Here is a 12,973-nt window from a genome sequence, read left to right as displayed (position 1 = left end):
TTCCTTACTCAGAATCGATCTCTTTTAACTCATCCTGAATATCTTTTGCGTTCGGGTTTTCTTCTGGTTTGAGTTTACCGCCATTCGCAATAAAGTCATGACGCTGGAAGTAAGCTTCACGCACCATGATGTAAGGATCTGAAGATTGACGCAGCAGACCGTCAGAATCGAGCAATTGCGCACGTGTTTCAATTCCTTCAACCGTCCATTTACCTATCGACAACGGCCAGGTTAGCCAGGACAGAACCGGATACAGCGTATCCACCATATCGCCGCCATCATCACGCAGCGTGAAACTGCCGTAGAACGGAAGCTGCATATATGGACCGTAACCGACATCATAATGGCCTAATGTGCTGCCGAAGCGGTGTGGTTCAACACGCTGCAACTTCGGATTCGCCATCCCCGCCACATCAATAAACCCGCCCATACCTAACAAGGTGTTGAGGAAGAAACGGGTAAAATGCACCATCCCCTGATAGGGGTCGCCTTGCAGGAAATAGTTAACCATGACAGCCGGTTCTTCAAGGTTGCCAGTAAAGTTGCTCAAACCATTACGGGCCGGCTGCGGAACATAATCACGCCAGGCTACAGCCACCGGGCGAACAACGTATGGATCCAACACATTAAAGTTGAAGTTGTACATGGTACGGTTGAACCCTTCAAATGGGTCCGAACGCCCCTGCTGTTCAGTACCGGAGCTCGCACACCCCACCAAAAGTGTGGTTCCCAGCGCAAGCGCCGACAGGCGAAGCTTCATAAGTGTCTCCCTGTGTATTATGGCTATCGCTGATTGCCATCCATGACGGAACGATGATGTATCCGCCTGATTAGATGTGAGCGATTGTAACAGCACGTCAATCGATGTCTATATGCCCTAACTTACTGATTTGATCATAGCCTGGTAATACAGACACAGTGATGGTTCATTTTAACGAAGCCAATAAAAGCATGCGTTACCATTTTTGCGATTTCAGACTTTATCCGCCTGCCCTCAAATAAAAACCGCTACGCTTTAGCAATACGTGCTTATTCAGGACCCTGGTATGAATGACATCGAAAAAGAGAAGATTGATCGCCACAGCGACGAGCTCCAGGTGGAAAGCGAAGAAAAGCGGAGCGGAAAAAAGATAGAGCTCAATGAGGACAGGCTCCCCTCACGAGCAATGGCGATCCACGAACATATCCGCCAGGACGGAGAAAAAGAGATGGAACGCGACGCGATGGCGCTATTGTGGTCAGCCATCGCAGCCGGACTGTCAATGGGAGCCTCACTGCTGGCAAAGGGAATTTTTCACGTACAACTGGAGGGTGTTCCCGGCGGATTTTTGCTGGAGAATCTCGGTTATACCTTCGGCTTTATTATTGTGATTATGGCCCGCCAACAGCTCTTTACGGAAAATACCGTCACCGCCGTCTTACCCGTTATGCAAAACCCTACCCTCGGCAATTTTGGTCTGTTGATGCGTCTGTGGAGCGTAGTACTACTGGGTAATATTCTGGGCACCGGGGTTGCGGCATGGGCGTTTGAATACATGCCGATTTTTGATGAGGCGACCCGCGACGCCTTCGTCAAAATAGGCATGGATGTAATGAAAAATAGCCCGACGGAGATGTTTGCCAATGCCATTGTCTCCGGCTGGTTGATTGCCACGATGGTCTGGATGTTTCCCGCCGCCGGAGCTGCAAAGATTGTCGTCATTGTCCTGATGACCTGGCTGATTGCCTTAGGCAATACCACACATATCGTCGTGGGTTCAGTTGAAATTCTCTATCTGGTCTTTAATGGAACATTGCACTGGGGCGACTTTTTCTGGCCTTTTGCCTTACCGACACTGGCCGGAAATATCTGCGGCGGGACATTTATCTTTGCGCTGATGAGCCACGCGCAGATCCGCAACGATATGAGTAATAAACGCAAAGAAGAAGCCAGGCTGCAAGCAAAGCGGGAAGCACAACCGCAGAAAAACCAGAAAAAACAGACCTGAATGGCGACTGTTTGAGCAGTCAGGCAGCCTGAGACTTACCGTTGAGAGTAAAAAACGCTATACTCGTGCCGCTTCGTCCCCTTAGTTAAATGGATATAACGAGCCCCTCCTAAGGGCTAGTTGCAGGTTCGATTCCTGCAGGGGACACCATGACCTCTTTTACCAACCTCTTATAAATCCCAGAAAACCCGCACTATACAAGGCTTTGCAGCGTTTTTCATATCTAATGATTTCCAGCGAATAGCACCTATAAACACAACTAAAAGTGTCCCTTTAAAGTACCCTCGTGCTGTTAGAACTTCGGGAGGGACACATGCCCTTAACAAATATCGAAATAAAAAACGCGCAGCCCAAAGACAAAGAATATGTCATGTCTGATGGCGGCGGGCTGGTAATACTCGTCAAGCCGTCTGGCGCAAAGCTCTGGCGCTACCGTTATTCCATCAACGCAAAAAAACAAAAGCTGTCTTTAGGTTCATATCCAGAGATCTCACTCGCTCAGGCTCGTATATGCGCTGCTAATGCTCGCGCCAAAGTTGCTCAGGGGATCAGCCCGGTAACTGAGCGGCGGGACAAGATGGAAGCCAGCAAGGTTATCAACTCATTCGAAGGCGTTTGCCTTGAATGGCAGGCAACCCGACAACAACAATGGTCGGAAGTATACGCTGACGATACAAAACGCCTATTCGAACGCAATGTATTTCCAGTATTAGGTAGTCGATCTATCGGTGATATTCAGCCGCTGGAGCTGTTAGACCTGCTGCGCAAGATAGAGGATCGCGGCGCTAATGAACTCGCCACGAAAGTACGCCGCCGCTGTGGTGAGGTGTACGCCTACGCCATTGTGACCGGGAGAGCCAAATATAATCCGGCACGCGATTTAGCTACCGCTATGCAACGCTTCCAGCGCGGGCATTATGCTTCCCTCGATACCGCCGAGCTGCCTGCATTCCTCACAGCACTGGAAACGACGACCGGGAACATTATGGTTAACCTTGCCGTTCGCCTGCTGATGCTTACCGGCTTACGCCCCGGAGAACTACGGAAGGGGGAATGGAAAGAGATTGATTTAGATAACGCCCTATGGGAGATCCCCGCCGAACGTATGAAGGCTCGCCGCCCTCACCTTGTGCCGCTGTCTGAACAGGCTATAGAACTGCTTCGTTCCGTTAAAGCCATCAGTGGTAATTATGGCCTGATGTTCCCCGGTAGAAATGACGTTACCCGCCCCATGTCTGATATGGCCATGAACCAGCTTATTAATCGATGCGGTTACGGCGAAAAGCTCACCGGGCATGGATTCAGGCACATGATGAGCACCATTCTTCACGAGAAGGGATTTAACAGCGCATGGATAGAGCTACAACTCGCCCACGTTGACCGCAACACCATTCGCGGAACGTATAACCGGGCGCAGTATCTGGAAGGGCGTCGAGAGATGATGCAGTGGTATGCGGATCACATAGATAGTCGTAAGGATATCCGGGAATGAGCTTTCAAAAGCGAGCAAGAGACATTAGCCCAGGCGATGAGGTTACGCTTTACCAATGGGACAGGTATATGACAGCGACAGTTGATTATATTTCAAGTATCGGTATGTGGGTAAATGTCGTCTATCTGCTGCCAGGAGGCTATAGGACATCAAGAAAATATGACCTTGGTGAGTGGATCAACGTAACTAATGGTCAATCATCAAATTTACCATTTTAGATAAACCGCCCTATTCCGTAATGGCTCATATCATGATCGATAAAAAACTGACAAAAGTACTGGAAAGAAACAAGCGCATCCGCCATTCAAATCTTGAAAAGCGTATCGATGTAGTCCGTAACATCCATGCGCAGGAGGGTTTTAGCTCCAATCATAAATCTGCACTAACCATCGCTGAGGATGAAAGAGCCTACAACTTCGCTTATCTACGAAACTCACGATTACGTGATCATCCTAAATCCCCCGCAGATTCCGGGTACTGGATTGACACACCACATCACGAACGCGACTTGTCTGCCAGTTCGATTATTGAGGCGCTTGACGGTGTTACGGAAGATAAATTGAAGCAAATAATTGCCGATCTCATTATTTTCAATAGAGGCATCATTGATAGTGCGACAGACCTTATTGAAGCGCATCAAAAAGATAAGGGAACTATCTTCATTCACTCAATCGGAGAATACAGAAAGGTAGCTGAATTTCAGGATTTTCTTCGATATTGCCCAGATAAAAACAGAGAGTACCGACCTGAAAGCGAAAGGCGATCATTATCTCATGCATTAAACCAGTTGTTTATTTTCTACGAATCCCAGCAAGCTGGGGCTATGAGTGAGAGCCAATCGTCTGGTGGTTCGCACCCACCATCAGCAGCCACCTTAAAAGAACGGCTAAGAAAATGGGTCATGGCGCAATGGAATTCTCAGTCGTGGGCATCTCAAGACGCTTTCATTAAACGAATCAGAGAAATAGCCCCGCCAGAAAAGGCCGAGACTCTTGAGGGCACAACCCACGAAGAGATAAAGGCGTGGTTACCTGCAAAAAAGAAAAATTCACGAAAAATCACTTAAGAATCATACTTCTATTTTTGGCTACCGCTAGCGGTACGCCAAAGCCCTAAAACAATAATTGAGAATCCCCCCCATCGAATTGGAATTAGAAAGAGGGGTATTCAATGTTGACACTTCACGCGTACTTAGCGCATCATAATCAAGCGCCTGCAAAATCAGGCGCACCAGATTGGCGTCTGGTAAATGCAAAAGGCGATAATAACGCCGCGACTCGCGGTTTTTTATTGTCTGAAATCAGCACATCTTCAATGGTGGGGCTGGTTGTGGAGCTTCTCACGAAGCGCCGGAAGTTTCCTTTTGCGCCGGTACGCCAATCTGCAACCAGTCTCACCACCATTGGATTGGCGTCCCTTGGTGGTGATTTAAAATCACTGCAAAAGGAGATCGCCTTCATGGCTATCAACGCCCACTCACGCCTTAAAACTTTCATCTTCGCCGCTGTTGAGCGTGCCAATATCCAATCAAGCCGCCCGGTAATGTTGCACATCACCGCAGCAACTGAACGCCTTGCCCGTCTGTCTGCCAGTCGTCAATACGTCCTTTCTTTCGCTGGTGTCATCCAGAACGAGGAGACTCTGTAATGGCTGCTACCGCTATCAACTTCAAACACAAACCTTTTGACCCTTCAAAAAAACACATTCGTATCAGCGAAGTAAAGGATATGGTCTGGCGCTCAACTTCATGGATTTATGCCGAAATGAAGAAGGGCAACTTCCCGGCATCCGTTAAGATCTCCCCTTGCCTGTGCGTCTGGCGCATTGAGGACGTAGAAAATTACCTGATTGAAACCGCAAAGCGTATCGGTTCTGGCGTAGTAGAAGGGGCATCCAAATGAATAACCGCCCGTCTTCCGTATCAGCAAACCAAACAGCCATTATCACCGCAACGGTAACAACTGCTATGAAGCCTCTTAAATTCAGGGGGAAAACGACACACGCATGTACTTGTATCGTTGATGCTATCGAAGGAGTGGCATCGCTTAATTCCGGTGATGAACTGGGGCTGACGATATGCCATCACAACTGGATGAAATGCGGGGGTTATCCACGTCTTAAGCCAGGACAGGCTATAAAACTAAAAGTGATTGCCGGTGTTGATCCCTGTTCAAGTATGAGCAGTAAAGGCATAACGCAGCATGAAGCGCGGCTCATCATGATCCCTGTCGGTTTTCGTTATTCACATGACCGCGCAGCAGAATTACTGGAGGTGACGCGGTGAGCGCCCTCGACTGCGTTAAGCACTGGATGAAAACCAATTACCCCGCCGCCTGCGCGGGGTTTTCAATCCCATGCGAACAATCGACCAAAGAACATGAGTGCCCACTATGCGGCAAGGTCAAGTTCCGGGTGAGAATGACCGGCGCAAACGCTGGCACATACATTTGCACATGCGGTGTAAAAGGCTGTGGCTTCGGCATCCTTGATTTGATCGCCCGTAAAGAGCTGGGAGCATCTCGGGAAGAGCGAGTATCAGGAACGCTGATTCGCCAGGCAGCTAAGCTAGTGGATGAGCGCCTTGGCCTGAGGTTCTTTGAAGATGATCCAAAGTACACCCCATTAACGCCAGAGCAGAAAGCAACCCAGGAGCGTGCACGGAAAGAAGCCCTTGAACAGCGCCAGCGCGAATCAGCCGAACAGGAGGCGCAGCAAATCGCCTCCGCCGAGAAAAAGGTTCTTAGTGCTCTTTCTCGCGCCACGCTGGGTGATTGTGCCTACTTACAGGCTAAAGGATTGAATGAATGCCTTCTTCCCGTTACCGCTCGTGGTGATGGTGTTATCGCCCTTACTGATATTGATGGTCGTTACCGTTCGGTGCAGTACCTTCCAGCTCCGGGAGCTTTAGACGATGACGGAAAACCGCGACACAAGAGCCTAATGAAAGATGCACCTATTTCCGGCGCATTTATCGACGTACAACCAAATAACGACTCTAACACCCTTATCATTACTGAGGGATATGCCACAGGACGATCCGTATCGATCTCTGAGCCGCTTTCTCATGTTGTAGCAGCTATTAGCGCGGTTAACCTTCAAAACGTCGCCACGGCCTTTAGAGATCGTTTTCCGGCGCTTGAGATTATCATCGCCGCAGATAACGACTATCACGCACCAAGCGATGTTGACGCCTACGACAGGCCAAAGCAAAACACCGGGCTGGTAAAAGCCAATGAAGCCGCCAAGTCGGTAGACGGTCTGGTTGTCGCCCCGCTATGCCTGGGCAGAAAGAAACAGGATTGGGATGATGTACGCATCGAGCTGGGAGTAGAGCGTATGACCGAGGAATTTAACCGCGAGCTGGAGAAGGCCAGAAAAGAAAAAGCCTCCGGGCAAGAGGCTTTATCAGGTACAGCTCAAAACAGCGCGAATCATAACCCATATCCTTGGGAGGTCAACGCATCAAATGTAACGGCAGGCAATCCAGAGCAAAGCCAGCCCGTTGCAAGTGTTCTGCGAATCCCTGCTACGGTAAACATTGCGAAGTTTCGCACGCCTGACCATTACAAAAAATACTATTCCGACAAGGTTACACCGCAAGACCAGCAGCCTGATGGTACTGATTTCATTGTTGAACGCGATGATGAATCAATTGCATTGGTAGACCCTACCACCGGGCGCGATGAAGATGGTCGCTCGGGAGCATTTAAACACGCCAGAACCTCCGAGATTCTGCGTGGAGTTAGGCCAGCGCTGAGGGGATACAAAGAGCATGAAGCGTATATCACCTTTGAAAATATCAGCAATTCTTCGCGCCGCGTGTCTTTGCCTTGGTCGAGTGATGCCAAGCGCCTCGCTGCGGCATTGAGGTCGCTCGGCTCCAATGTTGTCGTAGACGGGGCTTGTATTGATTTCTATCGCAATGCTTATCTGGTAGAGCAGGATTTACTGGCCGCAGTCTATGGTTCTGCCCCCGGCTGGCACGAACACGACGGCGTAAAATTCTACGTTTCGCAGGCTGGAAAAACATATCTGTCTGACAGTGTACTTTTCGAGTTCGACAGTCCCGTTGATAGTAAATACAGAGCATCCGTAGTTGGTACTGCTGCGGATTATCGGGCAAACGTCATTGAGCTAACCAAAGGCAACCATGGCCTTACGTTTCAGATACTGCTGGAACTGGCTTCAGTCCTGTTCCCTATCCGTAACGGCTCAATCAAAGCTGAAGGCATCACGGTCAATGTTTACGGTCGCTCCGGAAAGGGTAAAACGCTGGCGATGAAACTTGGCGCAAGCCTGTGGGGTAATCCAGACCAGCTTACTGAAAGTGCGAATGCCACCTATACGGCAATCATCAATAGCGCTGTCAGTTCCAGCGGTTCCGCAATGCGTATTGATGACCTTTCAGCAATGCCTAACCTCCGGGGCGCTGACTTTGAGAACCTTGTTTATTCAATTGCTAACGGCAAAGCCAAAGGCCGCAGCGGTCAAGACGGCAAAAACATGCCAGTCACCTCATTTAGCACGATCTGCCTGATGACTGCGGAAAAGACAATTGCCGACGAACTATGGCAGAAAGAAAAGCATCGATTTAAAGCAGGCGCGGAGGGGCGCCTGATTGAGCAACCATTCATAGAACCGCAAGACTTAAAGGGACATCGCGACATTCGGAGCTTTGCCAACGCCCTAACTACGGTAATGCTGTCGTATAACGGTGTGGTCGGCGTGGAATGGCTAAATCATTTGAGTGCTATCGGCTGGGACAATATCCAGTCCAGTCTGAAAACCTGCTCGAATCAATTTGAGAGTCTGATGCATCAACGATACCCAGACGTTATGAGCGCCCGAGAGGGGCATAAAGTCAGAGCGCACTCACTTTACGGCGTAACCTACGCCGCTGGGGTGATGTCCTCAAACATCACTGGATTCACCCAAGATGAAATATTTGAAGCCGTGTGCAGCAACATGCTCGAAGAAATGGCGAGTAATGACGTAGGCCACGCGCGAGACATGACCGCTGCCGCTGAATTGTGGGATTACCTTACGGGTGCAATCAACCGTATGGGAGCAATAGCCAGAGAGGGCAATAAAGCCAATCTCCAGCGCGGTGGCGATGAGTCTGCGGGATGGTTAGATATGGTTGAAACCAACCAGGGTGATGAATGTCGCCCTGTGTTCTACCTCAATAAACGCCAACTCAATAACGCGGCAAAAGAGGCCTGTGGTATGTCTGGCGGTGATTTGTTGTCAGTACTAACCAAGTACGGTTATCACGAGACACCCGACAATGCCCGAGGAGAAAGGGATGGGACTGTATCAAGATGGGTGCGGAGCGGCTCGGCCACAACCAAAATGCGACTGATAAAAATCTCAGCACCGGAGGAAGCGTCAGAGATTTAACCCTCTATCTTGTCGGCTGGCTCCCCCTAACAACCTCACCTCTATAAAACACCCAAAAGAAAAATACAGCCCTAACGGAATGGGGCTGAATTTTCGCGCCGCGCCACACACATATCTGAACGGTTTGCCAATAAATATTTTTTTCGGTCACTTTTCATACAAACCAGTGAGCATTGTTGCTCATTTAATATGCATTTGGCTCCAAATAATATGCATTTGGCTCCAAATAATATGCATTTGGCTCCAAATAAAAGAGATTTGGCTCCATGAAAAATACAATAACTAACTGTTTTATATATGAATACATGTATATGGAGCCAATGGAGCCAATGGAGCCATGCGTTCTTTCGCGTATGGAAAATCTCGACCGTGGCGCAATGTCCGTTTTTAATACAGCGCCACATCATCTTGTGTACGTATATAGGTATTTTTTGCTGGCTCCATTGGCTCCATGGCTCCGCGAGGAATTGATTGAAATTTAAAAGATCTCTCTGGAAATCATTTCCCGGAGCCAATTTGCCTGCTCGCGGAGCCAAAGCCGCTGATATGGAGCCAAAAGCCGGGGTGGTCGAACACTCCCGCAGGCGAACCTCGCCCGCTCGCGATCAGCCGGGGGCAGGACAGCACCGCAGCGACAATGATGGAACCAGCCACTCAGCCTGTAACTCTGCTCTGATTAACCCGCCCCTTTCCGTACCCGCAACTGTGTAAAAGCATGTTGGCAGTGTTGAGTTCTGGTGCTGTATTTGGGTTGGGGGGAACTCAATCAATGCATAACTAAAGCGAGATGATGATAGACATACTGACTTGCCGTAGTTCGTAAGGATATGACGAACGTTGCCTCAACAAAAAAAATCAAGCATAGGACGCACCACACCAATCTGATGGTGGGTACCTGATCGTAATGTGAATATCTGCACCGCATTTCAAAACCATAATTCAATCAAGACCAAGCACATAATGCTGTCCCGTAACCAACCAAGAGACACCATGAAAAGCTATAAAAAAATCAAACCGGGAGCAGTAACCAAAACAGCATATCCAGGACTCATCACGCGCACCGATGAGCAAAAGGCGAGAGATACCCTGCCACAGCCCACCGCAATAAATCCCTACAGCCCAACCCGCGAAGAAATGGGCGACATTAGTAAGGGATTGCGCATCATGGCCACGCTGGATTGGAAAACTTGTCAGAAGTGCGGGGAACTGGACGGCACAAGCTGGACTTGGGAACAAATCGAGCGAGGGGAAATGCCTCGCGTGCCGCACCATGACGGCTGTCGCTGTTTAGAGTTACCTTGGCTTATCGAACCCGAACTGATTGGTTTGCCAACTCTCAACTGGAAAAGAACGCGTGCCAGCGCGCTGGGGCAAGTACCACAAGATACAACATGGAACGAATGGATTAAGTCGCACCCATCGTCGGAATATTGATGAGACCACATGAAATTAGACAACCTGCATATTAACGTATGGAGTCTTCCTGACTCAGCAAAGCCGTACCGCGTAACTTTCTTTGTCGGCACTCGCACAGCCATTGAAGGCGACAATGGTCAGAGCTACGCTGTAACTATGGCTGGAAAAAACAAGAAATGCCGGCAGGCCGCAGCACGCGAATTTATCAACGCTATTAAGTGGCTATACGCCACTCCAGAAATGGTAGCCATGCGCACCATGCAAGAGACGAACCCGCAAGGCTTTGAAATCACTGTCCTAACCAAGACACACCAAGCAATAGCCAATTACATGGCCGCCTGCGAGCATTCAGCCTACAAAGAAGACCTCCGCCGTGATAACTCAGCTGCATTCCTGCGTACTGGGGCTGCAGCAATGGAAGCTATCGATCTTCTGACCGAGGAGTTCGGGTTACCGAGCATCAAATATACACCTGCGCAATTTGCCACTATTGCAATCAATCGCGGGCTGGTGGCTGAGGAGATGCGGTCATACCTGACAGCTGCGGCCGTCGCGCAAATTCCAAAACATACAGGTACGCCACTTTAATTAAATTACCGTTCGGAGGAAGAATTTAATCAGTGAGGCGAGCCAATCTCCTCGCCTTTTTCTCTGATGTGGTCGGTTTGATGCCGAGATACTTCTAGCAGATCTCCGACAGTGGAACCGATGGCATTTCATATTCAGCCATGAGTAGAAACATTGTATTCATAGAGCCTCGCTTGATGGGTTTGCAACAGTTCGTAAAGGAACCCCTTTACGAACATCACAATAACATTCGAATGATACGTTCAAAAAGGTTGTTTTATAATTTATGAACAAATACAATTTACGGAATGACTTTATGAACAAAAGGCAACGAAATGGCTGTTATCTCCTATCTGCGCGTATCCACTGATGAGCAAAACGCAAAAAACCAGATTCAACAAATAGAAGCAGCGGGTTACGCAGTCGAGAAAGATTTTCAATTCTGCGATGAGGGGATAAGCGGTAGCGTTCCTGCCAGCAAGCGCCCCGCCCTAAATGACGCGATGAAAATGGCGCGTAAAGGTGATGTGTTCGTGGTGGTTGCAATTGACCGCCTCGGGCGTGATGCCGTTGACGTGCTGACAACAGTCAAGGCGTTGGCAGATAAGGGCGTGAAGGTTGTTAGCCTCCGGGAAGGTTTCGATCTTAGTACGCCAGCCGGAAAGATGATGCTCCACATGATGGCTGGTTTTGCTGAGATGGAAAAAAGTATCATCGCAGAACGCCGTGATGCAGGGATCGCTCGCGCCAAGGCCGAGGGGGTTCATTGTGGTCGGCCTCAATTCGAACATGGTGACTTAATCGCTACTCTTTGGGCTGATGGCCTGAGTTATCCGCAAATCGTTTCCGAGCTGGCATCCAAAGGCATAAAGGCTGGTAAAACTACCATCTACCGATTTAAGAATTGAACGCCCTTTTCCGTTACCGCCAAGGAATTACCATGCTGACTGATAACCCCAAATATATGAGCGATACTAAGTTCTCTAACACCGTTCAAAAACTTAATGCCGCTATGCGGCAACTCCGCGAACATCAGGAAGAGGTTCGTCTCTATTCAGGATCGGAAGAGTTCGACCCTGCGCCTAACAATGCGCTCGGTATTCGCGCCCACCATATCAAGACGTTTTTCAGCAGCCGTAATACTGGAATGTTAACTGAGTATCTTTATGGACTAGGATTCGTCAGAGAGAACCTCATAGCAGCTCGTGACGTGCTCAATACTGAAGGAAAGAAGAAATATGAGGCATACATAAAAAACGCCGAAGAAACGCTGTCAGCACGATACAGCGGGCTTAAACCTTACTATCTGAATATTCTTACCGACCTGATGGCGATCCCCTTCAGGAGAAGTACAGAGAAGGACAGGCGCGAGATTTCGGATTCACTCTGCCTGATTGCTGGCTTTATTGAAAAATACCGCTACTGTGGCACTGACGAACGATACAGGGATTATGCGCGGACTATCGTGAATGGAATTGATACTGAACATTTACCGCCGATGATCGCCGGGCTTATCATTCAGGAGATAACGGCGCTGGTAGATACCGCTTGCGCTACCAATGTGATGACCTTCGCGAACTCTGGTATAACCCACGAAGAGTACTGGCGGTTTACAGACCCGGACGAATACACCGAAGCGTATCCTGATGGCGAGGTACCGGAAAATGCTTCGCCTCTTGAGGCTCTTGATGTTTATCCATTGCATGAAGGAATCGCACAGCAAAGCCTGTGGTACGGGCTTGATGATTATGTTGATGATTTCATCATCTCAGTAGCTGGCGGGTTTTATTACAATGTAATACCAACAAATTAAAATTAATAATCCGATGTTAAGAAGGTGATTTATGGCAATAATACGCAACAAAAGACGCATAACCAGAATTACACCAAGTCAGTCTGGTTGTATCGAAGGTGAAACCAAGGTTGAGCGTGAATTTACAAAATCACGCTGCCCCAGATGTCATGGTACGGGGCGTTTTAAGCAGTGGAAACATGTTGATAATGGCATATGTTTCTTATGTCATGGCAGTGGCGTCAAGCCTCCTGAGCCAGAATTGATGTAAATGACATAACCATGATTACATTTTATAAAAAATGTATTAGCTGGTGC

13 protein-coding genes and 1 tRNA gene are annotated in these 12,973 nt (G+C 48.8%); 13 read left to right on the top strand and 1 reads right to left on the bottom strand.

Annotation, left to right across the window (positions count from 1 at the left end; genetic code table 11):
* Positions 1 to 4: 4 nt before the first annotated feature.
* On the bottom strand, positions 5 to 760 hold the full coding sequence (gene mlaA, locus HV261_RS09965; RefSeq protein WP_005129765.1) for a phospholipid-binding lipoprotein MlaA: 756 nt from the start codon (positions 758 to 760) through the stop codon (positions 5 to 7).
* A 286-nt stretch (positions 761 to 1,046) separates the two neighbouring features.
* Between mlaA and HV261_RS09960 the strand changes: the two genes are divergently transcribed.
* The 13 genes from HV261_RS09960 (at position 1,047) to HV261_RS09900 (ending at position 12,676) form a co-directional block, all read left to right on the top strand.
* A complete protein-coding gene (locus HV261_RS09960) occupies positions 1,047 to 1,988 on the top strand; it encodes a formate/nitrite transporter family protein (protein WP_202038172.1) in 942 nt (313 codons plus the stop codon).
* A 75-nt stretch (positions 1,989 to 2,063) separates the two neighbouring features.
* Positions 2,064 to 2,138: transfer RNA gene (locus HV261_RS09955), tRNA-Arg, on the top strand.
* A gap of 163 nt (positions 2,139 to 2,301) precedes the next feature.
* The gene (locus tag HV261_RS09950) at positions 2,302 to 3,480 is read left to right on the top strand and encodes a tyrosine-type recombinase/integrase (RefSeq protein WP_202038171.1); all 1,179 of its coding nucleotides are present in this window, start codon (positions 2,302 to 2,304) and stop codon (positions 3,478 to 3,480) included.
* Entirely contained in the window at positions 3,477 to 3,698 is a 222-nt protein-coding gene (locus HV261_RS09945) for a hypothetical protein (protein ID WP_202038170.1), read from the top strand. Before HV261_RS09950 ends, HV261_RS09945 begins: the two co-directional genes overlap by 4 nt.
* Before the next feature lie 32 nt (positions 3,699 to 3,730).
* Positions 3,731 to 4,546: a hypothetical protein gene (locus HV261_RS09940; RefSeq protein WP_202038169.1), complete on the top strand. Its 816-nt coding sequence runs from the start codon at positions 3,731 to 3,733 to the stop codon at positions 4,544 to 4,546.
* Between the two features lie 104 nt (positions 4,547 to 4,650).
* Entirely contained in the window at positions 4,651 to 5,127 is a 477-nt protein-coding gene (locus HV261_RS27645; RefSeq protein WP_326929138.1) for a host cell division inhibitor Icd-like protein, read from the top strand.
* Positions 5,127 to 5,381, top strand: coding sequence for a helix-turn-helix transcriptional regulator (locus HV261_RS09930; RefSeq protein WP_202038168.1), 255 nt, complete (start codon positions 5,127 to 5,129; stop codon positions 5,379 to 5,381). Before HV261_RS27645 ends, HV261_RS09930 begins: the two co-directional genes overlap by 1 nt.
* Entirely contained in the window at positions 5,378 to 5,764 is a 387-nt protein-coding gene (locus HV261_RS09925; RefSeq protein ID WP_202038167.1) for a hypothetical protein, read from the top strand. The genes HV261_RS09930 and HV261_RS09925 overlap by 4 nt, the downstream gene beginning before the upstream one ends.
* Positions 5,761 to 8,880, top strand: coding sequence for a DUF927 domain-containing protein (locus HV261_RS09920; protein WP_202038166.1), 3,120 nt, complete (start codon positions 5,761 to 5,763; stop codon positions 8,878 to 8,880). The genes HV261_RS09925 and HV261_RS09920 overlap by 4 nt, the downstream gene beginning before the upstream one ends.
* 990 nt (positions 8,881 to 9,870) lie before the next feature.
* Positions 9,871 to 10,314, top strand: coding sequence for a structural protein (locus tag HV261_RS09915; protein ID WP_202038165.1), 444 nt, complete (start codon positions 9,871 to 9,873; stop codon positions 10,312 to 10,314).
* 9 nt (positions 10,315 to 10,323) lie between these two features.
* The gene (locus HV261_RS09910) at positions 10,324 to 10,884 is read left to right on the top strand and encodes a hypothetical protein (protein ID WP_202038164.1); all 561 of its coding nucleotides are present in this window, start codon (positions 10,324 to 10,326) and stop codon (positions 10,882 to 10,884) included.
* Between the two features lie 314 nt (positions 10,885 to 11,198).
* Positions 11,199 to 11,771: a recombinase family protein gene (locus tag HV261_RS09905; RefSeq protein ID WP_202038163.1), complete on the top strand. Its 573-nt coding sequence runs from the start codon at positions 11,199 to 11,201 to the stop codon at positions 11,769 to 11,771.
* 32 nt (positions 11,772 to 11,803) lie between these two features.
* Positions 11,804 to 12,676 carry a hypothetical protein gene (locus tag HV261_RS09900; protein ID WP_202038162.1) on the top strand — a complete coding sequence of 291 codons (873 nt, stop codon included), beginning with the start codon at positions 11,804 to 11,806 and terminating at the stop codon, positions 12,674 to 12,676.
* Positions 12,677 to 12,973: the final 297 nt, after the last annotated feature.

It is taken from the genome of Citrobacter sp. RHBSTW-00671 (genome assembly GCF_014103415.1).
Classification (GTDB): domain Bacteria; phylum Pseudomonadota; class Gammaproteobacteria; order Enterobacterales; family Enterobacteriaceae; genus Citrobacter.
The sequence above is the reverse complement of the archived record's forward strand: the minus strand, read 5'-3'. Positions and strand labels throughout refer to the sequence as shown.

Excerpts from the sequence above, each read along its gene's own strand:
- HV261_RS09910 (WP_202038164.1), top strand. The coding sequence starts at position 10,324 with ATGAAATTAGACAACCTGCATATTAACGTATGGAGTCTTCCTGACTCA.
- HV261_RS09940 (WP_202038169.1), top strand. The coding sequence starts at position 3,731 with ATGATCGATAAAAAACTGACAAAAGTACTGGAAAGAAACAAGCGCATC.
- HV261_RS09900 (WP_202038162.1), top strand. The coding sequence starts at position 11,804 with ATGCTGACTGATAACCCCAAATATATGAGCGATACTAAGTTCTCTAAC.
- HV261_RS27645 (WP_326929138.1), top strand. The coding sequence starts at position 4,651 with ATGTTGACACTTCACGCGTACTTAGCGCATCATAATCAAGCGCCTGCA.
- HV261_RS09945 (WP_202038170.1), top strand. The coding sequence starts at position 3,477 with ATGAGCTTTCAAAAGCGAGCAAGAGACATTAGCCCAGGCGATGAGGTT.
- HV261_RS09950 (WP_202038171.1), top strand. The coding sequence starts at position 2,302 with ATGCCCTTAACAAATATCGAAATAAAAAACGCGCAGCCCAAAGACAAA.
- HV261_RS09960 (WP_202038172.1), top strand. The coding sequence starts at position 1,047 with ATGAATGACATCGAAAAAGAGAAGATTGATCGCCACAGCGACGAGCTC.
- mlaA (WP_005129765.1), bottom strand. The coding sequence starts at position 760 with ATGAAGCTTCGCCTGTCGGCGCTTGCGCTGGGAACCACACTTTTGGTG.
- HV261_RS09930 (WP_202038168.1), top strand. The coding sequence starts at position 5,127 with ATGGCTGCTACCGCTATCAACTTCAAACACAAACCTTTTGACCCTTCA.
- HV261_RS09925 (WP_202038167.1), top strand. The coding sequence starts at position 5,378 with ATGAATAACCGCCCGTCTTCCGTATCAGCAAACCAAACAGCCATTATC.
- HV261_RS09905 (WP_202038163.1), top strand. The coding sequence starts at position 11,199 with ATGGCTGTTATCTCCTATCTGCGCGTATCCACTGATGAGCAAAACGCA.
- HV261_RS09915 (WP_202038165.1), top strand. The coding sequence starts at position 9,871 with ATGAAAAGCTATAAAAAAATCAAACCGGGAGCAGTAACCAAAACAGCA.